Source organism: Streptomyces sp. NPDC002309 (assembly GCF_053593375.1).
Genome location: NZ_JBSFCI010000063.1, coordinates 1 through 25,815, shown reverse-complemented (window position 1 = coordinate 25,815; position 25,815 = coordinate 1). Strand labels below are relative to the sequence as shown.

24 protein-coding genes are annotated in these 25,815 nt (G+C 72.0%); 14 read left to right on the top strand and 10 right to left on the bottom strand.

Annotated elements, in window-relative coordinates; genetic code table 11:
- Positions 1 to 147: 147 nt before the first annotated feature.
- The 3 genes from ACWCPM_RS32625 to ACWCPM_RS32615 form a co-directional block, all read right to left on the bottom strand.
- Positions 148 to 1,503, bottom strand: coding sequence for an amidase (locus ACWCPM_RS32625; protein WP_450979884.1), 1,356 nt, complete (start codon positions 1,501 to 1,503; stop codon positions 148 to 150).
- Positions 1,504 to 1,626: 123 nt separating this feature from the next.
- The gene (locus ACWCPM_RS32620) at positions 1,627 to 1,842 is read right to left on the bottom strand and encodes an Arc family DNA-binding protein (protein WP_450979883.1); all 216 of its coding nucleotides are present in this window, start codon (positions 1,840 to 1,842) and stop codon (positions 1,627 to 1,629) included.
- A 22-nt stretch (positions 1,843 to 1,864) separates the two neighbouring features.
- Positions 1,865 to 2,623 (bottom strand): FadR/GntR family transcriptional regulator, encoded by a 759-nt coding sequence (locus tag ACWCPM_RS32615; protein ID WP_450979882.1) that lies wholly within the window; start codon positions 2,621 to 2,623, stop codon positions 1,865 to 1,867.
- A gap of 162 nt (positions 2,624 to 2,785) precedes the next feature.
- On the opposite strand from ACWCPM_RS32615, the gene ACWCPM_RS32610 reads away from it, so the two are divergent.
- The 7 genes from ACWCPM_RS32610 to ACWCPM_RS32580 all read left to right on the top strand — a co-directional run bounded on the left by ACWCPM_RS32610 (position 2,786) and on the right by ACWCPM_RS32580 (position 10,377).
- The gene (locus ACWCPM_RS32610; protein WP_450979881.1) at positions 2,786 to 3,871 is read left to right on the top strand and encodes a sugar ABC transporter substrate-binding protein; all 1,086 of its coding nucleotides are present in this window, start codon (positions 2,786 to 2,788) and stop codon (positions 3,869 to 3,871) included.
- Positions 3,868 to 5,364 carry a sugar ABC transporter ATP-binding protein gene (locus ACWCPM_RS32605; protein ID WP_450979880.1) on the top strand — a complete coding sequence of 499 codons (1,497 nt, stop codon included), beginning with the start codon at positions 3,868 to 3,870 and terminating at the stop codon, positions 5,362 to 5,364. The genes ACWCPM_RS32610 and ACWCPM_RS32605 overlap by 4 nt, the downstream gene beginning before the upstream one ends.
- On the top strand, positions 5,357 to 6,385 hold the full coding sequence (locus tag ACWCPM_RS32600) for an ABC transporter permease (protein WP_450979879.1): 1,029 nt from the start codon (positions 5,357 to 5,359) through the stop codon (positions 6,383 to 6,385). Before ACWCPM_RS32605 ends, ACWCPM_RS32600 begins: the two co-directional genes overlap by 8 nt.
- Before the next feature lie 36 nt (positions 6,386 to 6,421).
- Positions 6,422 to 7,768, top strand: a complete 1,347-nt coding sequence (locus tag ACWCPM_RS32595) for an enolase C-terminal domain-like protein (protein ID WP_450979878.1) — start codon at positions 6,422 to 6,424, stop codon at positions 7,766 to 7,768.
- Positions 7,765 to 8,514 carry an SDR family NAD(P)-dependent oxidoreductase gene (locus ACWCPM_RS32590; protein ID WP_450979877.1) on the top strand — a complete coding sequence of 250 codons (750 nt, stop codon included), beginning with the start codon at positions 7,765 to 7,767 and terminating at the stop codon, positions 8,512 to 8,514. The genes ACWCPM_RS32595 and ACWCPM_RS32590 overlap by 4 nt, the downstream gene beginning before the upstream one ends.
- The gene (locus ACWCPM_RS32585) at positions 8,511 to 9,458 is read left to right on the top strand and encodes an aldo/keto reductase (protein ID WP_450979876.1); all 948 of its coding nucleotides are present in this window, start codon (positions 8,511 to 8,513) and stop codon (positions 9,456 to 9,458) included. Before ACWCPM_RS32590 ends, ACWCPM_RS32585 begins: the two co-directional genes overlap by 4 nt.
- Before the next feature lie 64 nt (positions 9,459 to 9,522).
- Positions 9,523 to 10,377 (top strand): amidohydrolase family protein, encoded by an 855-nt coding sequence (locus ACWCPM_RS32580; protein WP_450979875.1) that lies wholly within the window; start codon positions 9,523 to 9,525, stop codon positions 10,375 to 10,377.
- Here the strand turns inward: ACWCPM_RS32580 and ACWCPM_RS32575 are convergent.
- The gene (locus ACWCPM_RS32575; protein ID WP_450979874.1) at positions 10,365 to 11,786 is read right to left on the bottom strand and encodes a lipase maturation factor family protein; all 1,422 of its coding nucleotides are present in this window, start codon (positions 11,784 to 11,786) and stop codon (positions 10,365 to 10,367) included. The two genes, ACWCPM_RS32580 and ACWCPM_RS32575, sit on opposite strands and share 13 nt — an antisense overlap.
- Before the next feature lie 147 nt (positions 11,787 to 11,933).
- Between ACWCPM_RS32575 and ACWCPM_RS32570 the strand changes: the two genes are divergently transcribed.
- The 4 genes from ACWCPM_RS32570 (at position 11,934) to ACWCPM_RS32555 (ending at position 17,483) form a co-directional block, all read left to right on the top strand.
- Positions 11,934 to 13,340: a DUF6777 domain-containing protein gene (locus ACWCPM_RS32570; protein WP_450979873.1), complete on the top strand. Its 1,407-nt coding sequence runs from the start codon at positions 11,934 to 11,936 to the stop codon at positions 13,338 to 13,340.
- A gap of 77 nt (positions 13,341 to 13,417) precedes the next feature.
- Entirely contained in the window at positions 13,418 to 15,496 is a 2,079-nt protein-coding gene (locus ACWCPM_RS32565; RefSeq protein ID WP_450979872.1) for a SpoIIE family protein phosphatase, read from the top strand.
- 78 nt (positions 15,497 to 15,574) lie between these two features.
- Positions 15,575 to 16,438 (top strand): Fpg/Nei family DNA glycosylase, encoded by an 864-nt coding sequence (locus ACWCPM_RS32560; RefSeq protein ID WP_450979871.1) that lies wholly within the window; start codon positions 15,575 to 15,577, stop codon positions 16,436 to 16,438.
- A 145-nt stretch (positions 16,439 to 16,583) separates the two neighbouring features.
- Positions 16,584 to 17,483 carry a SigB/SigF/SigG family RNA polymerase sigma factor gene (locus ACWCPM_RS32555; RefSeq protein WP_450979870.1) on the top strand — a complete coding sequence of 300 codons (900 nt, stop codon included), beginning with the start codon at positions 16,584 to 16,586 and terminating at the stop codon, positions 17,481 to 17,483.
- On the opposite strand, the gene ACWCPM_RS32550 is transcribed toward ACWCPM_RS32555, so the two are convergent.
- The 3 genes from ACWCPM_RS32550 to ACWCPM_RS32540 all read right to left on the bottom strand — a co-directional run bounded on the left by ACWCPM_RS32550 (position 17,480) and on the right by ACWCPM_RS32540 (position 19,517).
- Complete coding sequence (locus tag ACWCPM_RS32550; RefSeq protein ID WP_450979869.1) at positions 17,480 to 18,133, bottom strand: zf-HC2 domain-containing protein; 654 nt, start codon at positions 18,131 to 18,133, stop codon at positions 17,480 to 17,482. The genes ACWCPM_RS32555 and ACWCPM_RS32550 overlap by 4 nt on opposite strands.
- A gap of 188 nt (positions 18,134 to 18,321) precedes the next feature.
- On the bottom strand, positions 18,322 to 18,837 hold the full coding sequence (locus tag ACWCPM_RS32545; RefSeq protein ID WP_450979868.1) for a hypothetical protein: 516 nt from the start codon (positions 18,835 to 18,837) through the stop codon (positions 18,322 to 18,324).
- A 134-nt stretch (positions 18,838 to 18,971) separates the two neighbouring features.
- Positions 18,972 to 19,517, bottom strand: coding sequence for a sigma-70 family RNA polymerase sigma factor (locus tag ACWCPM_RS32540; protein ID WP_450979867.1), 546 nt, complete (start codon positions 19,515 to 19,517; stop codon positions 18,972 to 18,974).
- A gap of 212 nt (positions 19,518 to 19,729) precedes the next feature.
- On the opposite strand from ACWCPM_RS32540, the gene ACWCPM_RS32535 reads away from it, so the two are divergent.
- Entirely contained in the window at positions 19,730 to 20,902 is a 1,173-nt protein-coding gene (locus ACWCPM_RS32535; protein WP_450979866.1) for a CapA family protein, read from the top strand.
- 92 nt (positions 20,903 to 20,994) lie between these two features.
- Here the strand turns inward: ACWCPM_RS32535 and ACWCPM_RS32530 are convergent, their stop codons facing one another.
- Positions 20,995 to 22,407, bottom strand: a complete 1,413-nt coding sequence (locus ACWCPM_RS32530; RefSeq protein ID WP_450979865.1) for an amino acid permease — start codon at positions 22,405 to 22,407, stop codon at positions 20,995 to 20,997.
- Positions 22,408 to 22,493: 86 nt separating this feature from the next.
- A complete protein-coding gene (locus ACWCPM_RS32525) occupies positions 22,494 to 22,955 on the bottom strand; it encodes a universal stress protein (RefSeq protein WP_450979864.1) in 462 nt (153 codons plus the stop codon).
- 154 nt (positions 22,956 to 23,109) lie between these two features.
- Here ACWCPM_RS32525 and ACWCPM_RS32520 point away from each other — a divergent pair, with 154 nt between their 5' ends.
- Positions 23,110 to 23,943, top strand: a complete 834-nt coding sequence (locus ACWCPM_RS32520) for a polysaccharide deacetylase family protein (protein WP_450979863.1) — start codon at positions 23,110 to 23,112, stop codon at positions 23,941 to 23,943.
- 30 nt (positions 23,944 to 23,973) lie between these two features.
- Here the strand turns inward: ACWCPM_RS32520 and ACWCPM_RS32515 are convergent, their stop codons facing one another.
- Entirely contained in the window at positions 23,974 to 24,636 is a 663-nt protein-coding gene (locus tag ACWCPM_RS32515) for a class F sortase (RefSeq protein WP_450979862.1), read from the bottom strand.
- 334 nt (positions 24,637 to 24,970) lie between these two features.
- Between ACWCPM_RS32515 and ACWCPM_RS32510 the strand changes: the two genes are divergently transcribed.
- Positions 24,971 to 25,456, top strand: a complete 486-nt coding sequence (locus tag ACWCPM_RS32510; protein WP_450979861.1) for a hypothetical protein — start codon at positions 24,971 to 24,973, stop codon at positions 25,454 to 25,456.
- The last annotated feature ends 359 nt before the right edge of the window (positions 25,457 to 25,815 follow it).

The following is a 25,815-nucleotide window of genomic DNA, read 5'->3' as shown; positions in this document are numbered from 1 at the left end:
CCGGCACGCACTCTCGCCGCACCGGAGGAAATGCCGAGTACGCCCAGTACGAGGCATTTCGTCCGGCACGCCGAGAGCACGCACCGGACGCCGCGGGGCCGCCCTTCGGGCGACGAAGGGACTTCCGAAACACGCCCTGGCGCCGCGTCACACCCCCGCCCGGTCGACGGGTGCCGTCCGCCGCCAGGGGTGTGCCGCCTCCAACTGCCTTGCCAGCTCCAGCAGTTCCCCCTCCGCCCCGGGCCGCCCCACGAGCTGTACGGCACAGGGGGCGCCCGACGGCAGGGTGCCGAAGGGCACGGCCGCCGCGGGCCAGCCGGTCAGGTTCCACGGCGGAGTCATGGGCGAGTAGGCGGTGTTGGCGGCGATGTTGCGCAGCCAGCCCCGCTCGTGCCAGGGCCCCGCCTTGGGCGAGCGGTGCGCCAGCGCGGGCGTGAGCAGCACGTCGTGCTCGGCGAAGAACGGCTCCAGCCGTCGCCGCAGCGCCTCCCGGCCGGTGCCGGTGCGCACCCCGCGCACGAACCGCCGTCCGATCGCCGCGTGGACACGGGTGCGCCGCGCCAGCAGTCGCGCGTCGAGCCCCTGGGCGTCGACGGAGGTGCCCGCGGTCCAGTGCGCGAGGGAAGTGAGGCTCAGCGACAGCGGATACGGCGGGTCGGCGCGCCGCACCTGGTGACCGGCCTTCATCAGCAGCCCGGCGGCCTCCACGGCGGCCCGCGCGTACGGCTTCGCGACGGTGACGCCCACGATCGGGCTGCGCAGGGAGACGGCGACCGTCCTGGTGCCGGGCGCGTGCCGCAGCACGGCGTCGGTACCGGCGAGGACGGTGAGCATCAGCCGGGCGTCTTCGACGGTCGTCGCGAGGGGGCCGTTCTCCGCCATGCCGAACCAGTCGCCCTCACCGATGCCGGCCGGGACGACGTCCAGGCCGGGCTTGACGGTGACGATCCCGCAGTTGGCCGCCGGGATGCGCAGGGAACCCATGCCGTCGTTGCCGAGGGCGATCGGCACCATGCCCGCGGCCACGGCGGCCGCGCTGCCGCCGGACGAGCCGCCCGCCGTGCGCGTCAGGTCCCACGGGTTGCGGGCGGTGCCGTGCACCCCTTCGGTCGTCCCGAACACGCACAGTTCCGGCACATTGGTCAGCCCCACCACGACGGCGCCGGCGGCGCGCAGCCGGGCGACGGTCACATGGTCCTGGCCGGCCGGATCCTTTGGCGTCGCCGCCGAGCCGACGCGCATGCTCTCACCGCGCACCGCCAGATTGTCCTTGACCGCCACCGGCACGCCCGCGAGCGGCAGTTCGGCCAGGTCGGGGCGCGCCCCCACCTCGTCGGCCTCCGTGAGCGCCCGCGCGGCGCGGACGAGGCGGAAGGCCCCGATCCGGCCGTCCAGTCGCTGGATCAGCGCCAGATGCGCGGCCACCACCTCCCGCGGCGTGACCTGCCTCTCCCGCACTGCGGCGGCGATCTCGGCGGCGGTCCGTCCGACCCAGTCGGTCACGGGCGCTCCTTCCTCCTGGGGGCAGGGGTGCGTGGTCCGCCCGACATCCTCGCAGGGGCGGCGCGTCCTCGCAGCGGGGCGTCGCGCCGACTTCACCTGATCTCTCCGAGGGTGCTCCGGCTTTCAGGCCGGGGAGGATTCGGACCCCTGCAAAGCAGGGCAAGGAAAGACCGATCGCCTTGAGGGCGATGGGTCGTCTCCATCCGCCGGGCCGAGCGCGACCTCGAGCAGGTGGACGATCTCGGAGGTGAGGGACCGCCGGTCGGCGCGGGCCTGATCAACAAGGCGTGCGTGCAGTTCCGTTGGCAGGCGGAGAGAGATCCGCTTCTCGTCTTCCATGCCAAAACGTGGACAAGGGCCCTCACGCGCCCGCTTCGGGACCGTCCGCCCGGGGCCCGGCCGCGTCCTGCTCGCCGACTTGGGCGCGCAGCCACTCCTCGACCTCGCCGACGTGCGCGGCCGCCGCCGCCCGTGCCGCCTCCGGGTCCCGGGCGGCCAGGGCGCGGTGGATCGCGGCGTGTTCGCGGCGGGTGCGGGTGAAGGCGCCCTCCTCCTGGTAGCCGCGCCAGACACGGGCGCGGAAGGTGCGGGAGGACAGGCCCTCCAGGATCGCGGCCATGGTCTCGTTGCCCGCGGCCAGCGCGATCTCGCGGTGGAAGGCGAGGTCGTGGGCGAGGATCTCCTCGGGGTCGTCGGTGGCGTTCATGGCCGCCAGGTGCTTCTCGACCTCGGCCAGCTGGTCCGGTGTGATGCGGGCGGCGGCCAGCGCGGTCGCCGTGGACTCCAGGACGCGGCGGATCTCCAGCAGCTCCACCAGACGCGGGCCCCGGGACAGATCGGCGACGACCCCGAACGACTCCAGCAGGTCACCGGCCTGGAGCTGGGTGACGTAGATGCCGGAGCCGTGCCGGGCCTCCAGGACACCCATGACCGTCAGCGCGCGGATCGCCTCCCGCATCGAGCTGCGGGAGATGCCCGACTGGGCCGCCAGCTCACGCTCGGTGGGGAGCCGCGCGCCGGGTTCGAGAAGGCCCTCGGCGATCATCGCCTTGATCCGCTCGATGGCGCGCTGCGTCACCGTGCCCTTCTGCGGGGCCGGTCCTGACTCGGTCTCGTTCACGCCATTTCTCCCCTCGCTGTGCGCTGCAGTCTAACCATCCAGGTGGTCCGACCACTACGACCAGAATCCCAAGATTTTCGGCTCCGCAGGGTGTTGACGGGGCGAAGTGGTCTGATAAATATGCGGTCAACTGCTCGATCACGCTCGATGAGGAGCCGGCAGATGGCCGACGGGACACAGCGGAACGCACGGTACGGACAGCGGTATGGGCGGACAGTCCCGCGTGCGGCGGCTGCGGCGGTCTGCGCCGCCCTCGTACTCACCGCCTGCGGCAGCACCAAGGACACCGGCGCCGGCGGCGCGTCGGGCGGCGGCACCGGCGAGGTCGGGGTGATCCTGCCCCTGCTGACCTCGCCCTTCTGGCAGTCGTACAACGACTACGTGCCGAAGATGGCCGAGTCCGAGGGGGTTCAGGCCCGTAAGACGGTCAACTCCAACAGCGACCCCTCGCAGCAGATCACCGACATCAACAACCAGCTCAACCAGGGCGTCAAGGGCCTGGTCGTCGCTCCGCTCGACAGCGCCGCCATCGAGGCGGGACTCGACCAGGCCGAGCGCAAGGGGGTGCCGGTCGTCGCCGTCGACGTCGCGCCGGACAAGGGCAAGGTCGCCATGGTGGTGCGCGCCGACAACGTGGCGTACGGCGAGAAGGCCTGCCAGTACCTGGGGGAGCACATCCCCTCCGGCAAGGTCGTGCAGATCATGGGCGACCTCGCCTCGGTCAACGGCCGGGACCGCTCCGAGGCGTTCCGCGCCTGCGTGAAGGAGAACTTCCCGAAGCTCGAGGTCCTGGAGATCCCCGCCAAGTGGGAGTCCGACACCGCGGCCTCCAAGCTGGACACGCTCCTCAACGCCAACCCCGACATCAAGGGCATCTACATGCAGGCGGGCGGCGTGTACCTCGCGCCCACGCTGCAGACCCTGAAGTCGAAGGGGATGCTGAAGAAGGCCGGCGAGGCGGGGCACATCACGATCGTCTCCAACGACGGCATCCCGCAGGAGTACGACGCCATCCGCAAGGGCGAGATCGACGCGACGGTCTCGCAGCCCGCCGACCTGTACGCCAAGTACGGCATGTACTACATCAAGGCGGCGATGGAGGGGAAGACCTTCGAGCCCGGCCCGACCGACCACGACTCCACCATCGTGAAGCTGCCCAGCGGCATCCTGGAGGACCAGCTGCCCGCGCCCCTGGTCACCAAGGACAACGTCGACGACCCCGAGCTGTGGGGCAACACGGTCGGATGAGCACACCACTCGTTGAGGCGCGGGGCATCGTCAAGCGGTACGGCCCCACCACCGCCCTCGCCGACGGACGCCTCACCGTCCTGCCGGGCGAGTCCCACGCCCTCGTCGGCCGCAACGGCGCCGGCAAGTCCACCCTCGTCACCCTCCTGACCGGGCTCCAGGCACCCGACGAGGGCACCGTCCGCTTCGACGGCGAGCCGGCACCCGCGCTCTCCGACCGCAACGCCTGGCGCCGCAAGGTGGCCTGCGTCTACCAGAAGCCGACGGTGGTTCCGGAACTGACGGTCGCCGAGAACCTGTTCATCGACCGGCAGCCGCTGCGACGGGGACTCATCAGCTGGCGCGGGCTCAGGGCGCAGGCCGCCGAACTCCTCGCCACCTGGGACGTACACGTCGACCCTGAGGCCCGCACCGCCGACCTCAGGGTCGAGGACCGTCAAATGGTCGAGATCGCGCGGGCGTTGAGCTTCGGCGCCCGCTTCATCGTGCTCGACGAGCCGACCGCGCAGCTCGACAACCGGGAGATCGAGCGGCTCTTCACCAGGATGCGGACGCTCCAGGACTCCGGCGTCACCTTCCTGTTCATCTCCCACCACCTCCAGGAGGTGTACGAGGTCTGCCAGACCGTCACCGTGCTGCGCGACGCCCGCTGGATCACCACCGCACCCGTCGCCGAACTGCCGCGCAGGGCGCTGGTGGAGGCCATGGCGGGCGAGACCGTCGCCGAGCGCGCCGACCGCGCGGTCCGCGACGAGGTGCCCTCCGACGCCCCCGTGGCACTCGACGTCCAGGGCCTGACCGCACCGTCGTACGAGGACATCGACCTCACCGTGCGCCGCGGCGAGGTCGTCGGGCTCGCCGGCATCAGCGGGAGCGGCAAGACCGAGCTGGCCGAGACCCTCGCGGGACTGCGCACCCCGAGCGGCGGGACCGCCCTGCTGCACGGCGAGCCACTGCCGTTCGGGGACGTGCGGGCCTCGCTCACGGCCGGCGTCGGCTGCGTCCCGCGCGACCGGCACGACCAGGGACTCGTGTACGGCATGACGATCGGCGACAACGCCACCCTGAGCGTGCTGAGCCGCCTCGGCCGGTTCGGCTTCGTCGGCACCGACCGCAGACGCGGCCTGGCGTCCGAGCTGATCGACCGGCTCGACATCCACGCCGAGGGCCCCGACCAGCCCGTCTCCGACCTGTCCGGCGGCAACGCGCAGAAGGTCGTCATGGCACGCGCGCTGGCGTCGGACCCGCGGCTGCTGGTCCTGATCAACCCCACCGCCGGCGTCGACGTGAAGTCCAAGGAGTCCCTGCTGGCCCGCGTGGACAACGCCCGCGAGGACGGCACCGCCGTGCTCGTCGTCTCCGACGAACTCGACGACCTGCGCCGCTGCGACCGGGTCCTCGTCCTTTTCCACGGCCGTGTCGTCGCGGAGCATCCCGCCGGCTGGCACGACCACGAGCTGATCGCCTCCATCGAAGGAGTGGACCATGGCTGACACCAAGGCGGCCCCGACGCTCGCGCCCCCGCGCGCCCCCGCCGCCGGGTCCGCCAGAACCGTACTGCTGCGCCGCGCCCGTGAACTGGCGCTGCTGCCCGCCCTGTTGCTGCTCCTGGTGCTCGGCGCCGTGGTCAACGACTCGTTCCTGACCGAGCGCAACCTGATCTCCGTCCTCGGCGCCTCCGCCGCCCTCGCGATGGTCGTGCTCGCCGAGTCACTGGTCCTCATCACCGGCAAATTCGACCTGTCTCTGGAGTCGGTCGTCGGCATCGCGCCCGCCGTCGGCGCGCTCCTGGTGCTGCCCGCCGCCCAGTCCGGCTGGGGCACCGAACTCCCGGCCTGGCTCGCCCTGGCGGCGATCCTGGTCGCCGGTGCCGTGGTCGGCGCCTTCAACGGCGTCCTGGTGGTGCGGTTCCGGCTCAACGCGTTCATCGTGACGCTCGCCATGCTCATCGTGCTGCGCGGGCTGCTCGTCGGCGCCACCAAGGGCAAGACCCTGTTCGGCATGCCCGAGTCGTTCTACTCGCTGGCGACCACCACCTTCATCGGCGTGCCGCTGTCGGTGTGGCTGGCCGCCGGAGCCTTCGCGGCCGCGGGGCTGGTGCTCAAGTACCACCGGGTCGGGCGCGCCCTGTACGCCATCGGCGGCAACGCCGACGCGGCACGCGCCGCCGGTATCCGCGTCGAGCGCGTCATGCTCGGCGTGTTCGTGGTCGCCGGGGTCCTCGCCGCGGTCGGCGGCATCATGCAGACCGGGTACGTCGGCGCGATCAGCGCCAACCAGGGCAACAACATGATCTTCACGGTCTTCGCGGCCGCGGTGATCGGCGGAATCAGCCTCGACGGCGGCAAGGGCAGCATGCTCGGCGCCCTCACCGGCGTACTCCTGCTGGGGGTCGTGCAGAACCTGCTCACCCTCGCCCAGGTGCCGTCCTTCTGGATCCAGGCCATCTACGGCGGGATCATCCTGGTCGCCCTCATGATCGCCCGGGTGACCACCGGCCGCGCCCAGGACTGACCGCCACGGCTCCCGTACCCCACCGAAAGGCTCTCCGTGACCTCGACTCCCGCCCGCATCACGGCCGTCGACACGTACGACATCCGCTTCCCGACCTCCCGCGAGCTCGACGGCTCCGACGCGATGAACCCCGACCCCGACTACTCGGCGGCCTACGTCGTGCTGCGCACCGACGCCGCCGACGGGCACGAGGGGCACGGCTTCGTCTTCACCATCGGGCGAGGCAACGAGGTCCAGGTCGCCGCGATCGAGGCGCTGCGCGGGCATGTGACCGGACGCGAGGTCGACGAGCTGTGCGCCGATCCCGGCGTCGTCAACCGCGCGCTGATCGGAGACAGCCAGCTGCGCTGGCTCGGGCCCGAGAAGGGCGTGATGCACATGGCGATCGGCGCGGTCGTCAACGCCGTCTGGGACCTCGCCGCCAAGCGGGCCCGCAAGCCGCTGTGGCGGCTGCTCGCCGACGCCGAACCGGAGTGGCTGGTACGGCAGATCGACTTCCGCTACCTCTCCGACGCCCTCACCCCGGAAGAGGCGTTGGACATCCTGCGGCGCGGACGGAAAGGGGCGCCGGAGCGCCGGGCCCGGCTGCTGGAGCGCGGCTACCCCGCCTACACGACCTCGCCGGGCTGGCTCGGCTACGACGACGCCAAGCTCACCCGGCTCGCCACCCAGGCGGTCGCCGACGGCTTCCGGCAGATCAAGCTGAAGGTCGGCGCCGACCTCGACGACGACATCCGCCGCTGCCGTGCCGCCCGCGCGGCCGTGGGCCCGGACGTGCGGATCGCCATCGACGCCAACCAGCGCTGGGACGTGGCCGAGGCGATCCGCTGGACCAGGGCCCTCGCCGAGTTCGGCCCCTACTGGATCGAGGAGCCCACCAGCCCCGACGACATCCTCGGCCACGCCGCGATCCGCCGGGCCGTCTCCCCGGTCAAGGTCGCCACCGGCGAGCACGCCCACAACCGGATCGTCTTCAAGCAGCTGCTCCAGGCCGGCGCGATCGACGTCCTCCAGCTCGACGCGGCCCGTGTCGGAGGCGTCAACGAGAACCTCGCCATCCTGCTGCTCGCCGCCAAGTTCGGCGTCCCCGTCTGCCCGCACGCGGGCGGTGTCGGCCTGTGCGAACTCGTCCAGCACCTCGCGATGTTCGACTACCTCGCGATCTCCGGCACCACCGACGACCGGGTCATCGAGTACGTCGACCATCTCCACGACCACTTCCTCGACCCGGTCCGCATCCGCGACGGGCACTACCTCGCCCCCACCGCGCCCGGCTTCTCGGCCACCATGCGACCCGAGTCCCTCGCGCGCCACACCTTTCCCGGCGGTACCGTCTGGGCCGCCGAAGCCGACGACACGCACCGGAAGGGGCATGCGGCATGACCGACTTCGAGGGCCTCAGGGCACTGGTGACCGGCGGTGCCTCCGGCATCGGGCGCGCCGCCGCGGAACTCCTGGCCGAGCGCGGCGCCCAGGTCGCCGTCCTCGACCTGGCGAAGACCGACGGGCCGTTCCTCTCCTACGAGGCCGACGTCACCGACGACGCCTCCGTACGGCAGGCGGTGGCGGACGCCGTCGCGGGTCTCGGGGGACTCGACGTGCTGGTCAACAACGCCGGAATCGGCGCCCAGGGAACGATCGAGGACAACGACGACGCCGAGTGGCACCGCGTGATGGACGTCAACGTCGTCGGCATGGTCCGCACGGCGCGCGCCTGCCTGCCGCATCTGCGCCGGTCCTCCCACGCCGCGATCGTCAACACCTGCTCCATCGCGGCCACCGCGGGCCTGCCGCAACGCGCGCTGTACAGCGCCACCAAGGGCGCCGTGTACTCCCTCACCCTCGCCATGGCCGCCGACCACGTCCGCGAGGGCATCCGCGTCAACTGCGTCAACCCCGGCACCGTGGACACCCCCTGGGTCGGCCGTCTGCTCGACGCGGCCGGCGACCCGGCCGCCGAACGCGCCGCGCTGGAGGCCCGCCAGCCCACCGGCAGGCTCGTCACCGCGGCCGAGGTCGCCGGCGCCATCGCCTACCTGGCCGGCCCGCTCTCCGGCGGGACCACCGGAACGGCCCTCGCGGTCGACGGCGGGATGCACGGCCTGCGCCTGCGTCCGGCGGTCCGGTGACCGTCCCCCGCGGACTCGGTTTCGGGGCCGCCGGTATCGCCGGCCTGTACACCGAGGTCACCGACGAACAGGCCCACGATGCGGTGTCCGCCGCCTGGCAGCGCGGCATCCGCTACTACGACACCGCACCCCACTACGGCCTCGGGCTGTCCGAACGCCGCCTCGGCGCCGCACTGCGCGAGCACCCCCGCGAGGAGTACACGGTCTCGACCAAGGTGGGGCGCCGTCTGGAACCGCGCGACGGCGGCGGCGACGACCTGGCGAACGGCTTCGCCGTCCCCGCCACGCACCGCCGGGTCTGGGACTTCACCGCCGACGGCGTACGTCGCACCCTGGAGTCCAGTCTGGAACGGCTCGGCCTCGACCGCGTCGACGTCGTCTACCTCCACGACCCCGACGACCACGCTGAGTCGGCCTTCCGGGAGGGCTACCCGGCCCTGGAGAGGCTCCGTTCGGAGGGTGTGGTCGGCGCGATCGGCGCGGGCATGAACCAGGCGGAGATGCTCACCCGCTTCGTCCGCGACACGGACGTCGACGTGGTGCTGTGCGCCGGCCGCTACACGCTGCTGGACCAGAGCGCGCTCACGGCACTGCTGCCCGCGGCCCAGGAGCGCGGCGTGTCCGTGGTGGTCGGCGGTGCCTTCAACTCGGGCCTGCTCGCCGATCCCAGGCCGGGGGCGACCTACGACTACGCCGAGGCGCCGGCCGCGTTGCTGGGCAGGTCCGTGCGCATGAAGGAGATCGCGCGGCGTCACGGCATCACGTTGCGCGCGGCGGCGCTGGCCTTCTGCGCGGCCCATCCGGCGGTGGAGAGCGTCCTGGTGGGTACCCGCTCGGCCGCCGAGGTCCACGACTGCGCCGACCAGTTCGCGACACCGGTCCCCGCCGCCTTCTGGCGGGAACTGCGGGAGACCGGACTCCTGACCACCGAGGAGCCGTCATGACCGGGGAGGTCACCGGCGCCGTCCGGGACGCGGGCGCCGCCCTGCCCGTCGCGCGGGAGCTGCCGTGAGCGTGGACGCGCACCACCACGTGTGGGACCTGTCGGTCCGGGACCAGGACTGGATCACCGGTGCCGAACTCCAGCCTCTGCGCCGCGACTTCACCCTTGACGACCTCGCCCCCGAGGCCGCCGCGGCCTCGGTCGACCGCACCGTGCTGGTCCAGACGGTCACCGTCGCCGAGGAGACCCCGGAGTTCCTCGCCCTCGCCGCCGGGCACGACCTGGTCGCGGGCGTCGTCGGGTGGACGGACCTGACCCGCCCCGACGTCGCCGACGAGCTGGCCCGGCTGCGGGAACTGCCCGGCGGCCACCATCTGAAGGGCATCCGCCATCAGGTGCAGGGCGAGCCCGACCCGGAGTGGTTGCTGCGCCCGGACGTACGCCGTGGACTCGCCGCCGTCGCCGACGCGGGCCTGGTCTACGACCTGGTCGTGCTGCCACACCAGTTGTCCGCGTGTGTGAGGGCGGCCGCCGCGCTGCCTGGCCTGACCTTCGTCCTCGACCATCTGGGCAAGCCACCCCTGGCCGCCGGACCGCGGGAGCCCTGGGCGTCGGACATCAGGGCGCTGGCCGGGCTGCCCAACACCGTCTGCAAGGTGTCGGGCCTGGTGACCGAGATGGACAGGGCCCACTGGGGCGGGACCACCTGGCCCCTCGCACCCCTGCGCCCCTGGTGGGACACCGCGCTGGAGGCGTTCGGACCCGGCCGTCTGATGTTTGGCTCGGACTGGCCGGTGTGCACGGTCGCGGCGACGTACGCGCAGGTGGCCCGGCTCGCGGGAGACCTGGCGAAAGACCTGAGCCCCGACGAGCACGCCCGGTTCTTCGAGGGCACCGCCACCCGCGTCTACGGCCTCTGAGCGCTCCCCGTCAGTCGCGTCGGCGGCAGATACTCGCGAACGAACGTCCGGTCCCAGCACGCGCCCGTCTCGCGCAACTCCCGCCAGGTCGTGTACCGGTAGCGGAAGAGACGGGCACGGACGAAGCGCGGGGGCGCGTCCGCCGGGAAGGGGGAGCGGCGCAGCAGCCGCAGCGTGTCGCGGTCGTTCTCCAGCAGCCGTTCCACCAGTGCCCCGAACCACGGGCCCGCGTAGGAAGGGGAGAGGGCCGCGAACCACATGAGCCAGTCCAGCCGCAGATGGTACGGGGCGAACTGGCGCGGCCAGCGCCGTGGATCACCCGGCTTGCCCTTGAACTCGTACTCCCGCCAGTCGGAGTCCTCACGCGGCACGTCGTCGGCGGTGCCCTCGACGACGACCTCGTAGCGGACCCGGCCGACGCTGCCGAACGCGCCGTAAGTGTTGACCAGGTGGAGCGGGTCGAAGGACCGGTTCATGACCTGGCGACGGGAGATCATGTTGGTCACCGGGTGGTGGCTGAGGAGCACGATCAGCGCGGCCACGGCGAGGACCACGACGACGAACCAGAGCGGGGCCCCGAGCACGGAGGGCGCGTCGGCCGGGAAGCGGACCGCCGCGAGGGCGAGCACGATGGTGATCCAGTTCAGCCAGGAGAAGTTGCCGGACAGGACGAGCCACAACTGAGTGACGATCATCAGCGCGGCCGCTGCCGTCGCGATCGGCTGCGGGGTGAACAGCAGGAACGGCACGACGAGTTGGGTGACGTGGTTGGCGGCCACCTCCACCCGGTGCAGCGGCCGGGGGAGACGGTGGAAGAACCAGCTCAGCGGGCCCGGCATCGGCTGGGTCTCGTGGTGGAAGTCCAGACAGGTCAGCTTGCGCCAGCAGGCGTCGCCGCGCAGCTTGATCAGCCCCGCGCCGAACTCCACCCGGAACAGGATCCAGCGCAGCAGGAACAGCACGACGACCGGCGGCGCGACCTCGTCGTTGCCGAGGAACACCGCGAGGAATCCGACCTCCAGCAGCAGGGACTCCCAGCCGAACGAGTACCACGTCTGGCCGACGTTGACGATCGACAGGTACAGCAGCCAGGGCACTCCCCACAGCACCATCCCGGCCCACAGCGGCACCAGCGAGTCCACGCCCGCCAGCAGCGCCGCCGAGACCGCGCAGCCCGCCCAGGCGCACCCCGCGAAGAACCGGTCGGAGTAGTGGAGCTGGAAGACGCTGGGCGCCCGCTTGAACGGCACGGCCTCGGTGAAGCGGGGGACGGGGAGCATGCCGCGCGCACCGATCAGGGCCCGGAACTGGAAGGCCGCCGTCAGGAACGCCACCAGATAGACGGCGGCCAGGGCCCGCTGGAAGACCAGCCGGGTCAGCCAGTACTCGGGTGCGGTGAACCACTCCACGGCCGAGCGCTCCTCTCGTTCTGCCCGCTCCCTCCCGCCGGGCCCGGGACGGGATGTCACTGCGGGTGGTCGCGCTCTCCGTTTGCGTGACCCATGCGAGTGAAGCAGACAATAGTGGCGAAAACCCCCAGGACGAGGCGGGAGAACGTGGTGCGAATATCCACCGGAACCATCGTCACGGCCTGCGCGCTCTCGGCGGCCCTGCTCGCCGCCGGCTGTGGCGCGGGTGACGACGAGAGCATCAAAGCGGCCGACGAGAGCGCCGAGGCGGGCGGTGAACTCCTGCTCCAGCCGGCCGTGGACCGGGGGCCCGACCCCTTCACGGCGTCCACGGCCACCATCCCGGCTACCCCGGAGCTCGTCACCCGAACGCCGCAGTCGCTCCCGGTCGGCCGCTCGGGGCCCGGCGCCCCCGCCGTGGCCGGCCCCACGGACGTGCGCTCCTTCGCCGGCTGGACCCCCGGCCTCTACGCGGGCCGGGCCCAGGCGGGCAGTTGCGACGTCGACCGGCAGATCCGCCTGCTCACCGCCGACACCGCGAGGGCCGACGCCTTCGCCCACGTCGTCGGCGTCGCCCGGGGGGCCGTCCCGGAGTACCTGCACGGACTCACCTCGGCCGAACTGCGCGCCGACACCCGGGTGACCAACCACGGGTTCCGCGCCGGCGGTGCCACGGCACAGCAGGCCGTCCTCCAGGCGGGCACCGCCGTTCTCGTGGACAACCGGGGGGTGCCCCGTGTCCGCTGCGCCTGCGGCAACCCGCTCGCCGCGCCGATCGCCATGGAGGGCGCACCGGGCATCAGCGGTCAGGCGTGGGAGGAATACGAGCCCACCGAGGTGATCATGGTGCTGCCCGCTCCCGAGACGATCACCAACCTCACCCTCGTCGACCTCGTCGAGAACACCTGGATCGAGCGCCGGATCGGACAGGACGTCCGTCACGACAAGGTCGTCCCCAGGCCGGAGCCGCAGCCGCAGGGCGGCGAGACCGTCCTGCCGGAAGACGGGACCATGCTGGCCGAGGGCGGCGCCCGGACGGCTCCGCTGACGAGGGAACCCGCGACCGGCGCCGCCCCGCCGGTCGCCGAGGGTGACGCCCCGCGCCTGGCGCGGGAGCTCGCCGAACCCGAGGAGCTCTCGGACGAGATCGGCCCGCCCACCGTCCCGGAGATCCCCGACGTCCCCGACGGGGGCGGCCTCGTCCCTGACGACCCGGACGTGAGTGACGACCTGGGCGACATCGGTGACGTGGGTGACGTGGGGGGACCGGGTGAACTCAGCGACCTGGGCGGACTCGGCGGCCTCGGTGAGCTGGAGGAACCGGCCGCCCCGGACGAGCCCGGTGACCCGGCCGCCTCCGGAGAACGGGCGTCCTCCGACGGTACGGCCGCCTCCGGTCGCACGGGTGCCGCCGGTCGGACGGATGCGTCGGGTGACGGGGGTGCTGCACGTGACAGGGGTGCTTCCGGTGACAGGGGTGCCTCCGGTGACGCGGACGCGCCGGGCACCGCCGACAGCATCTTCGGCAGCATGACGGACGTCTTCTCGGGCTGAAGCGCACCGACATGACCCCGCGCGAACACCGAGCTGATCCGGTCGAAGAATCGGTCGAATCCTGGCAAGGTGGGCGCATGGTTGATCGGGGAGCGAGCGCCCTGGCACTCCCGGACGACTGGCCCGCCCACCCGGACCCGATCCTGGCGCTCAACCAGATGGGCAGCTTCGACTGGGACCTCGACAGCGGTCTGTTCCACATGGACGCCCAGGCCCACGAGGTCTTCGACGTGCGCCCCGAGGAGTACGACGGACGCCCGGAGACCCTGAACCTCCGGATCCCGCCCGCCGAGGGACGGCGGCTGGACAGCCTGGTGGCCCAGGCCATCAAGGACGGCAGTGAGAACTACGGCGCCTACTTCCGCCTCCGCCGCCGCGACGGCACCCTGCGCTGGACCCACACCCAGGGCTACATCCGCCGCGACGAGATCGGCCGGCCGCGCCGGATCATCGGCATCGTCCGGGACGCCACCCGCGAGTTCCACGAGTACGCGGCGCGCCGCGACCAGACCGCCTGGAACCTCGCCGCCCGCCGCGACCAGACCAACGTCGTGCAGCTCATCACGGCGGCCCTCGCCAACGCCCGGACCGTCCAGGACGTGATCGACGTCCTCAAGGACACCCACGGCGTCACCCATCTGGGCGCGACCAGTCTGGTGATGGGCCTGGTCGAGGCCGGGCGCATCCGGCTGGTCGCCGAGGGCCCCGAGGGCAGCTTCGTCCCCGGCACGCTGGTCACCCGCATCGACGAGCAGTACCCGATGAGCGAGGTCGTGCGCACGCTGGGCCCCCGGTTCATCGAGTCCCCCGAGGAGTTCGCCGACAGCTACCCGATCCTGTGGCCGCACATCACGGACCTCGACATCACCGCGGCCGCCTATCTGCCGCTCATCGTCCAGGCCCGCCCGATCGGCGCGATCGGCCTGCTCTACGGCGACCGGCGGGGCTTCACGTCCGAGGAACGCAACCTCCTGGTCGCCCTCGGCAGCAGCATCGCCCAGAGCCTGCAGCGCGCGATGTTCTACGAGCAGGAGAAGGACCTCGCGAGCGGCCTCCAGCAGGCCATGCTGCCGCGCACCATCCCGAGCGTGCGGGGCGCCGACGTGGCCGTCCGCTACCGGTCGGCCTCCCTCGGCCGGGACATCGGCGGCGACTGGTACGACCTCATCCCGCTGCCCGGCGGGCGGGTCGGCGCGGTCATCGGCGACGTCCAGGGACACGACACCCACGCCGCCGCCGTGATGGGCCAGCTGCGCATCGTCCTGCGGGCCTACGCGGCCGAGGGCCACACCCCGGCCACGGTGATGGCCCGGGCCTCCGTCTTCCTGCACGAGCTGGACACCGACCGCTTCGCGACCTGTCTCTACGCCGAGGCCGACCTCGCGACCGGAGTCGTACAGGTGGTCCGGGCCGGTCACATCGACCCCCTGATCCGCGCCCCCGACGGGAGCTGCCGCCGCGCCCCCGTCCAGGGGGGACTGCCGCTCGGCCTGTCCGCCGAGTTCGGGCGGCTCGCCTATCCCGTCGGCACCATCGAACTGGACCCCGGGCACACGCTGATCCTGTGCACCGACGGCCTGGTCGAGCAGCCCGGCGCCGACCTCGACGACGGAATCCAGGTCCTGACCGCGCTGGTCGCCTCCGGCCCGCAGGACGTCTGGAAACTCGCCGATCTGCTCATCGAGGTGGCCGAGGAGCGAGGCGGCGACGACGACGTGGCGCTGCTTCTGCTGCGCCGGCGCGGCGCGCACGCCCCGCAGAGCGGCGGCCGTCTCCAGCAGCACGTGGCGCCCGGCGACCCGGAGGCGCTCAGCCAGGCACGGCACATGATCCGTGCCGCCGTGCGGGCCTGGGGCGCCGCCGACCGCGCCGACGAGGTCGAACTCGTAGCCGACGAACTGATCACCAACGCCCTGATGCACACCGAGGGCGCCGCGATCGTCACGCTGCGGGTCGTCTCCGACACGGACCGGCGGCTGCGCGTCGAGGTCGAGGACTCCTCGAGCGCCCTGCCCCGGCGCCGGGAGGCGGGCGACTCCGGCGTCTCCGGCCGCGGGCTGCTCCTCGTCGACCTGCTCACCGACGTGTGGGGCGTGGAGGCGCGCGGCGGCGGCAAGTGCGTCTGGTGCGAGTTCGTGGTGCCGGTACGGGACTGACCGCCGGGAACCGTTCGGACGCCGGGATCCGGGCGCCGGGAACCTGGCGGTGTCGGTCCCGGATGGCACTCTGGACGTATGCCGGAACTGCCCGAGGTCGAAGCGCTCAGGGACTTCCTGACCGACAACCTGGTCGGTCACGAGATCGTGCGCGTCCTGCCGGTCGCGATCAGCGTGCTGAAGACGTACGACCCGCCCCTGTCGGCCGTCGAGGGCCATGAGGTCACCGCCGTGCGCCGGTACGGCAAGTTCCTGGACGTCGTGACCGGCGGCGGCCCGCATCTGGTCACCCACCTGGCCCGCGCGGGATGGCTCCACTGGAAGGACCGCCTCCCCGACGGGCCGCCCCGCCCCGGCAAGGGCCCGCTGGCGCTGCGTGTCGCCCTGGAGACCGGCGCGGGCTTCGACCTCACCGAGGCCGGCACCCAGAAGCGGCTCGCCGTCTACGTCGTGGGGGATCCGCGGGAGGTGCCCGGGGTGGCCCGGCTGGGCCCCGACCCGCTCGCGGACGACTTCGACGAGGCCCGCCTCGCCGCCCTCCTCCAGGACGAGCGCCGACAGCTCAAGGGCGCCCTGCGCGACCAGAGCCTGATCGCCGGAGTGGGCAACGCCTACAGCGACGAGATCCTGCACGCCGCGAGGATGTCCCCCTTCAAACTGGCCTCGTCCCTCACCCCCGAGGAGGCGCACCGACTGTACGAGGCCCTGCGCGCGACGCTGACCGAGGCCGTCGAGCGTTCGCGGGGCGTCGCGGCCGGACGGCTCAAGGCGGAGAAGAAGAGCGGACTGCGGGTGCACGGCCGCACCGGCGAGCCCTGTCCGGTCTGCGGGGACACCGTTCGCGAGGTCTCCTTCAGCGACTCCTCGCTCCAGTACTGCCCGACCTGCCAGACCGGCGGCAAGCCGCTGGCCGACCGCAGACTGTCCCGGCTGCTGAAGTGACCACTCAGGACGAATGGTGGCATTTCTGTGATTAGGGACCAAAGTCCCGAATAGGGGCGAGGGGCTCATGGGCAAGGACCGTCGGTAGGGACAAGCACTTGTCCGACCGACACTCCGTCCGACCGAAAGGCCTCGAGGAACCACGATGCCGACCGCCGTCACCACAGCCCCGACCGGAACCGCCGCCGAGCCCGCGCACACGACCGCGGGCGCTGCCGCGCACACGACCGCCGGCGAGGTCCGGCACCCGCGTGCCGGTCGCCCGATGCGGGACGCCCCCGACACCGCGGGCGCCTTCCGCCGTTTCGCCGTACTGCCCGCCGGGCCGGAGAGGGACCGGGTGCAGGAGGAACTGCTGCGGGCGTGGCTTCCGATGGCGCACCGGATCGCCTGGCGCTTCCGTGACAAGGGGGAGGGCATCGAGGACCTCCGGCAGGTCGCCGCGCTGGGACTGCTCAAGGCGATCCGCCGGTTCGATCCCGAACGCGGTCCCTTCGAGCCGTTCGCGATACCGACGATCAGAGGCGAGCTGCGCCGCCACTTCCGGGACCGGATGTGGGACGTGCGGGTGCCCCGCCGGGTCCAGGAACTGCGCAACACGGTCCGGGCGGCCTGCGCCGAGCTGGCCCACGTTCCCGGCAGCCGGCAGCCCACCGTCACGGAGCTCGCGGACCGCACCGGCCTGGGGGAGGAGCAGGTCCGCGAGGGCATGGCCGCCCTGGAGAGCTACAGCGCCCTGTCCCTGGACGCGCCGAACGGCGACGCCGACACGGACGACGGCGGCCCGAGCCTCACGGACGTGCTGGGTGCGGCCGAACACGGGTTTGAACTCGTCGTCGACCGCGAGAGTGTGAAGGGCGCGGTCCGGCGGCTGCCGCGGCGTGAGCGCGACCTTCTGTATCTGCGCTTCTTCGAGGACCGGACCCAGAGCCAGATCGCCGAGCGTCTCGGCATCTCCCAGATGCATGTCTCCCGGCTTCTGGTGCAGACCTGCGCCCGCATCCGCGAGGAGACGCTCCAGCCGGCCGAACCCGGCAGGACCTAAGGCCGGGCGTCCAGGGTCACCAGCCGCTCCCCGGACGACGTCCGCACCTCGTAGCGGTCGATCTGGTCGGGGTGCAGGGCGGTGGCGCCCCGCATGGTGTTGGGCCGGGCGTCGTGCCGGGGCACGGTCCAGTTGGTCGCCGTCTCCTCCGAGCCGTCCCCGCCGATCACGACCAGCCGGCAGGCCCGGGGCCCGGCCGCGTCCTTGACCTCCAGCATCACCTTGCTGCCCCAGGGCACGTCCTCGGTGGTGATCTGCGCCCACACCCCCGAGCGCTCGTCGGTGGCCGAGACCCGTACCGCCGCCTCCTCGCCCTCGGCCACGATTGCGACCGCGGGTCCGGCCAGGGCGCACACCACCGCCGCGGCCACCGCGAACAGCCGCAGCCGGCGTCCGGCGCGATGCCGCGCCGCGACCTCGCCGAGCAGCCGGTCCAGCAGTCGTGGCCCGGGCCCCGCCATGGGGTGAACCGAACGCGGAGTGGCCCGCCGGTAGAGCATCAACTGCCGTGCGGTGGCCCCGAATTCTGTCACCTGCACGGTGCACTGGGGGCACTCCATGAGGTGATCCTCGAAACGGAAGGCGTCCGTCTCGTCCAGCACGCCGAGCGCGTAGGCGCCGACGTCGCGATGCCTCTCCAGGGACCTCATGCCGAATCCTCGTGCCTTTGAGTGCGGGTGGGGTTACTCCTTGCTCCCATCGGTACGGACCAGTAAGCCGAATCACTCAAGGCGTATGCAGAATCGCAACCAAGGGATTCGGAGCGGTCCGCCCCGCGGATTGGTCGGAATCCCGCCGAATCCCTGAGGCACCCGAACCGGCCGGGCCGGAGGGGTCGTCAGAAGAGGTGGATGGCCAGATGTCCGAGCGGCAGCCCCAGCTGCCAGGCCGGTGTCCACACCTTCGGGCCCTCCTCCTCGCCCACCACGGGACCGCCGCCCGGCACCGCGTCGAGGTCGGGCGCGAGCAGCTCGGTCTCCTGGAGCCAGCGCCAGGCCGCCTCCGCCAGCTCCAGGTCCGGTGCCGGCCCGCCGGCGTCCACCGCCTCGGTGGCGAGTTCCGCCATCCGGTCCCGTACCCAGTCCTGCCACGGCTGGTCGTAGGCGGTCAGGGACAGCCAGGTCTCCAGCTGGGAGATGACCCGGATGCCGGAGAGCTCGCCGTCGGTGTCGGACAGGAAGATCGTGAGCGCCAGGGAGTCCCGCCCGGCGCGGAACTCGAAGGACGTCGGCGGCATCAGGTCGCCGGTCCGCAGCAGTTCGTCGGCGATGTACTCGGCGTACAACCAGGCCATGGGGACGGTGAGTTCACCGCCGCCGGTGCCACCCATGCTCTGTTGACCTCTGTGCTGCATCCCTTCCTGCCTTCCTCCGGTGGTGCGCGTCGCCCGATCCGGGACTCCAGTCCGGAACACGGATGAGGACAGCCGATTACTCAACCGGGGTCCTCAGCAAGGCGCTTTACGGAGGTTTGACTCGCGCGTCGGTTTCACCGCAGGTCGGTCGCGTATCCCGGAAGCACCCGGCGCAGGGCGCGCAGCGCGTAGTACGCGCGGGACTTCACGGTACCGGGCGGAATGCCCAGGGCCTCGGCGGCTTCCGCCACACTCGCCCCCTGGAAGTACACGAGCACCAGGACTTCACGGTGCTCCGGCGTGAGTGTCTTCACAGCCTCGCGGACGTCGACGGTGGCCGCGGACCGTTCCGCGTGATCGGCGCACACCCGGGCGTTCTCCAGGATCGCGTCGCCGACCTCGGGCGGGCGCGCCTGCCGGGCCCGCCGCGCGTCGATCGCGAGCCTCCGCCCCACGGTCAGCAGCCAGGGCCGCACGGACTCGAAGGCGTCGGCGCGGAGCGCCTCGGGGTGCTGCCAGGCGCGGACGAGGGTCTCCTGCACCAGGTCCTCGGCGCGCTGCCGGTCCCCGTCGCAGAGCCTGAGCAGCAGTGCGAAGAGCGGTCGGCCGTGCTCGCGCTGGAGCTCGGCGAGCTCGTGCTCGGCGGTCGTCCCGCTGGTGATCGTGGTTCCGGCCGTCATGGCCGTATGGCACCGCAGGGTGCTGATTCAGGACAGGGAGCGCGCACGACGGTGCGACGGACGGTCGAACACGTCGGCGAACGGTACGACGAACGGTCCGCCTTGCCCACTCGCGTGACGCGGACGGGTTAAAGGAACCCCTGAGGCTGTTTGCGACCCTGTCCAACTTCGTAACTATTTGTGCGTAAATACGACCGCACTGAGGTGAGCTGATGATCGTACGCATCGCACGCAGGCGGCAGGTCGCCCTGGCCCTGACGGCTGTGCTCGCCGCGGCCGCCGCCTGTCAGGCCCGCGACGAGGAGCCCCGCCCCCGCAAGGGCCCGCCGCCGGCCGCCGTCACCACGACTCCGCACCGGCCCTTCACCCTCGTGGCCTCCGGTGACGTCCTGCCGCACACGTCCGTGATCGAGCAGGCCCGTTTCGACGCGGGCGGCGCGGGCCATGACTTCCGGCCGATGTTCTCCGGCGTGGCCCCCGTGGTCTCCGCTGCCGATCTGGCGCTCTGCCACATGGAGACGGTGTACGGCGAGAACGGCAAGTACTCCGGTCACCCCGACTTCAGGTCCCCGCCGGAGGTCGCCGTGGGCCTCGCCGCGGCCGGCTACGACGGCTGCTCCACCGCCTCCGACCACAGCCTCGACGACGGCGCCGGGGGCATCCGGCGCACCCTGGACGCGCTCGACAGGACCGGCGTCCGGCACGCCGGGACGGCGCGCACCGAGGAGGAGGCGAGCACCGCCACCGTCCTGACCGCGGGCACGGCGCGGGTGGCTCACCTCGCCTACACCTTCGGCACCGGCGGCCACGCGCTCCCGCCGGGCCGGCCATGGGCCGTCAACCTGCTCGACGAGCACCGGATCGTCGCCGACGCCCGGGCCGCCCGGCAGGCGGGCGCCGACGTCGTCGTGGTCTCCGTGCACTGGGGCACCGAGTGGCAGGAGGAGCCGGACCGGCGGCAGGTCGCCCTGGCCCAGACCCTCACCGCGGCCACCTCCGGAGGCCGCCCCGACATCGACCTGATCCTCGGTACCCACGCGCATGTCCCGCAGGCGTACGAGAAGGTCAACGGCACCTGGGTGATCTACGGCATGGGCCACCAGGTCGCCGGCAGGATGACCAACCTCCAGGGCGCCCCGGACGCCCGCGGCCTCCTGTCCACCCTCGGCCGGTTCACGTTCGTCCCGCCCGTCAGGCCCGGATCCCGCTGGGAGGTGCGCAAGGCCGAGTTCGTCCCGCAGGTGTTCGACCTGGACGCCGGCCGGGTCGTGAACCTCAACGCGGCCCTCGCCCAGGGCGCCGACCTCGTCGGTGTGCGCGACCGCATCCAGGCGGTCGTGCTCAGCCGGGGCGCGGCGCAACAGGGGCTGGTGATGGGGGAGTAGGGGGCGCCCGGTCGACGCGGCACCGGCCACCGCCCCGACCTGGAGCGGCCGGAGGCCTTCGACACGGCCCCGCTCGGCCTCCCGCACGGCCTCTAGCGGCCCGCCAGCTTCGACTTCCGGTACGAGTAGGCGAAGTAGACCACCAGACCCAGCGCGAACCACACGGCGAACCGCACCCAGGTCTGCCACTGCAGGAACGTGATCAGCCAGATCGAGAACAGCACGCCGACGGCCGGCACGTACGGCATCCACGGCGTGCGGAAGGTACGCGGCAGTTCCGGCTGCCGGTAGCGCAGCACGATCACCGCGACGCACACCACGACGAAGGCCAGCAGAATCCCGATGTTCGTCAGTTCGGCCGCCTCGCCGATCGGCAGGAACCCGGCGATGGCGGCCGACGCGACCCCGGCGATCCAGGTCACCCGGGTCGGCACATGGCGGGTCGGATGGGTCTTCGCGAACCACCTGGGCAGAAGACCGTCACGGGACATGGAGAACCACACGCGGGTGACGCCCAGCATGAACGTGAACATCACGGTGAGGATGCCGATGATCGCGCCCACCGCGATCACGTTCGCCAACCTGTCCAGGCCCACCGAGTCGAACGCCGTGGAGAAGCCGCTCTCCGGGTCGATCTCGGTGTACTTCTGCATGCCCGTCAGCACCAGGCAGGCGGCGACGTACAGCACCATCGAGATCGCCAGCGAGTAGATGATCGCCTTCGGCATGTGCCGCTGCGCGTCCTTGGACTCCTCGGCCGCCGTGGACATGGCGTCGTACCCGAAGACCGCGAAGAACACGGTGGCCGCGCCGGTGAAGGCACCGCTGACGCCGTACGGGAAGAACGGGTTGTAGTTCGCGCTGTCGATGTGGAAGACACCCACACCGATGACCAGCAGCACCACCAGCACCTTCAGCACCACGACGATCATCTCGAAACGGGCCGCGTTGCGGATGCCGAGGGTCAGCAGATACGCGATGAACAGGCAGAGCACCGCCGCGAAGAGGTCGACCCGGTGCCCCTCGCCGGTGCCGGGCGCGCCCAGCATCCAGCTCGGCAGGTCGGCGCCCAACTGGTTGATCAGGAAGTTGAAGTAGCCCGAGATGCCGATCGCCACCACCGCCACGATCGCCGTGTACTCCAGCAGCAGGTCCCAGCCGATGAGCCAGCCCACCAGCTCACCGAGGACCGCGTAGCCGTACGTGTAGGCCGAGCCGGCCTTCGGGATGAGACCCGCGAACTCGGCGTAGGACAGCGCGGCGGCCGCGCTGGCCACACCCGCGATGAGGAAGGACACCAGCACCGCGGGCCCGGCCGTGCCGTTGGCCACCGCGCCGGCCAGGGTGAAGATTCCCGCGCCGATGATGCCGCCGACGCCGATCGCGGTCAGCTGCCACAGCCCGAGCGACCGTTCGAGGGCGGTGCCCTCGGTGACTTCCGTGTCCTCGATGTGCTCGATGGGTTTGCGGCGGAGAATTCCCTCACCCAAGCGGAGCCGGGCCATACGCCTCACCTCTTCGCGATCGCCGAACGGCTGACGGCGGATCATGATGGCTCAGTCGCGTACCCGAGGAAAGGCGCCACGCACCTCTACGGCACGACTGTCACCGGCCAGCGCCCCGCCTTGACCAGCCGGATCGCCACCGAGCCGATGATCCGGTGCCCCGCCTGCTCGGAGGCACCCACCACCACGGCGTCGGCCTTCAACTCGTCAGCCGCCTTCACCAGGCCGCTGTAGGGGTCCCCGCGGAAGGTGTGGAACTCCCAGCGGATGTCGAATATCCCCTTGAACCGGTCCGTCGCGTCCCGGATCTGCGCCACCAGGTCCTGGGCGATCTCGTCGGTGGCCACCGCGACGGGTGCCCCGAGCGCCGCGCCGGCCGCCAGCACGGGCTGCACATACACGAGCGCCAGCAGCGCCCTCTGCCGCCGAGCCAGTCCACTCGCGTACGCAGCGGCCCGCAGCGAGGAGTCGGAGCCGTCCACTCCGACCACGATGACCTTCGGGCCGTCCGTGCCGCGCTCGAACTGGTGCGCATGCTGTTCCGTCACGGCCCGAGGCTATCGGAAGCACTGCCTCCGGCCGCCGGGAGGCCGCGCCCGGCGGGCGGACGCCGTCGCCCCGACTCGGCCGCCCGGGTGCATTCCCGCCGCCGCGCCGGTGTCGCTGAGAGGGGTCGGGGGCGCGTCGGGCGACTGATGAGTCATGAAGAAGGATCAGTTGCTCACCCGCCGTAGGGCGTTGATCGCCGGTCTGGGGACCCTGGGCGCCGCGGGTGCCGCCGGTCTGCTGCGGGCGGGTTCGGACGGCGGGGCCGGCCCGTCCGCCGCCCCCGCCCCGGGCCCCCCGGCGCGACACCCGCTCAAACCGTCCGCGTACCGTCTCCAGCCCCTGGCCGGCCAGGGCCCGCCGGCCGCCTTTGACCGCACCCGGGTCCGCCGCGAACCCGTGCTGCGCATGAGCGGAATCGGCCGCACCATGGTCCTGACCTTCGACGACGGCCCCGACCCGCGTTACACCCCCGACATCCTGCGCATCCTGCGCGAGTACGACGTACGCGCGACGTTCTTCGTGTGCGGAGAGATGGCGGCCGAGAACCGGGACCTGCTCGCCGAGATGGCGGACGACGGCCATGTCGTCGGCAACCACACCTGGTCCCACCCGCTGCTCACCACGCTCAGCCGCGCCCGCATCCGCTCCGAGATGGAACGCACCAGCGAGATCATCGAGAAGACGTACGGCGAACACCCGCGGTGGTTCCGCGCCCCCTACGGCGCCTGGAACCGCGCCGCCTTCCAGCTCGGTGCCGAACTCGGCATGGAACCCCTCGCCTGGACCGTCGACACCCTCGACTGGACCGAGCCCGGCACCCGCACCATCATCGACCGGGTCGAGGGCGGCGCCGGCCCCGGCGTCGTGGTCCTCGCGCACGACGCCGGGGGCGACCGCTCGCAGAGCGTGCGGGCGCTGCGCGACTATCTGCCGCACCTGCTGGACGCCGGGTACCACCTCACCGTGCCACGCCGGCACCAGGTGTGAGCGGCGGTCGCCCGCCCGGTCGCGGCGCGCTCAGTGCACCTCGACCAGGCGGGCGAAGGCGACGACGTTGCCGTCGTAGCCGTTCTGCTTCGAGAAACCGCCGCCGCAGGTGATGACGCGCAGTTCCGGGACACCCTTGGAACCGTAGACGCGGTCGCCGGGGAAGTTGTTCTTGGCGAACACCTCGACGCCGTAGACCTCGAACACGGCCCTCTTCTTGTCCTGCCGGACCACCTCGACCCGGCTTCCGCGCTTCAGCGCGCCCAGACCGTAGAACACGGCGGGACCGGTCTCGTTGTCGACGTGGCCGACGACCACCGCGGTGCCCTTCTCGCCGGGCGAGACGGCACCGGTGAACCAGCCCGCCAGATTGGGGTCCGCGGCCGGCGGCGCGTCGACCCAGCCCTCCGCGTCCAGGCCGACCGGCATCACGGGCGCGTCGACCTGGATGGCCGGAATCCGGATCCAGTCGGGCAGGGAGTACTGCAGCGCCTGCGGGGAGTTCGCCACGGGAGCCGGAGTGACGCGGGTGTCCGCGGCGGCGGCCGCCGCGGGCTGCGGCGGACCCACGTCGAACTCTCCCGAGCCGTTCCGGATGAGCGCGAGGCCGGACAGCAGAACAAGCGCTATCACGCCCCAGGGCGCACGCTTCCTCTGCCGCTCCTCCTCTTCCGCCAGCTCGGCAAGGAACATGGTGTCATCCCCTCTCGACATGGCCGTCGCCACATCAATTCAGCGCATGCGAGCACGCTAGGACCCGGGTGGGAAACCGGCGACGGGAGAGAGACGAATGGGTGTACCGCTCACGCCCGGTGCGCCATCCGAGTTGCCGTGCGCAGGATTTTTCCCATGGTCCGTGACCTGCGACAACATCTGATTGTGCGTTTATCTTGCGGCGTGTTGTTTCATCAGGACGGCCCAACCCCGAAATGCGGATCTGCGCAAGGCGACTGAGGGTTCAGTTGGGAGACGCTGTCTCGCCGATTTACCGGGAACGGGTCCCGGGGCGTCTTCCGCGGAGGATGACATGCGTAACTCTCGTGCCCTGGCGGTCTCCGCCGCGGCCGCCGCACTGCTCGGGGTCGCGGCCCCGGCGGCCGTCGCGGGGGACTCCCCGGCCAACATCGTCGCCCTGCCCGGCGTCATCGCCCGCGGGGGCCAGATCACGGTCACCGTGGACGGCTGCCCGCGGGGCGGTGCCATGTACTCCGATGCCTTCGGTACAGCCACCCTGTCGCCGGTCAACGGCTCCAACCGGACGTCGAGGGGCGCGGCGACGGTCTACACCGACGCCCGGCCCGGCGCCTACGACATCGTCGTCCAGTGCTCGGGCCGGCGACTGACCCGGCCGAACGCCTTCACCGTCATCGGCGGTGTCCGCGGCGGTCTCGGCGGCAGCGTCACCGCCGGGGCGACTCCGACCGACGTGGCCATCGGCGGCGGGCTGGTCGCCTCGGCGGTCATCGGCGCCGGCGTGTTCTGGATGCGCCGTCGCGCGGAGAACCACGTCTGACGCGCCGTCCCGCGACGGGAGAACCCGTCGAGTCCGCGACGCCGGCCCCGGACCCCCGTCGGTCCCGGGGCCGACGTCATGTCCGTACGGGGCGCGGTGGTGGACGGCGGCCGTGACGTCCGCCCGCGGCCGACGGCCCGCGCCGCACCGCGTACAGCGCCCATGTGGATCCTCCGGTCCCCGAGGAGCAGCCGCGGACCGTTCCGCTCGCACCGGAATGCGCCTCGATGACTGCAACGCTAGGAACGGGCGGCCGTGTCCGCGATCGCAGTGGTGCGAACGGGGCACGGACGTGGGCCGGCCGGGGGACGGCGGCGCGGCGGCGTGCGGGCCCCCCCCGGCCGGCGGGGGGGGGTGGT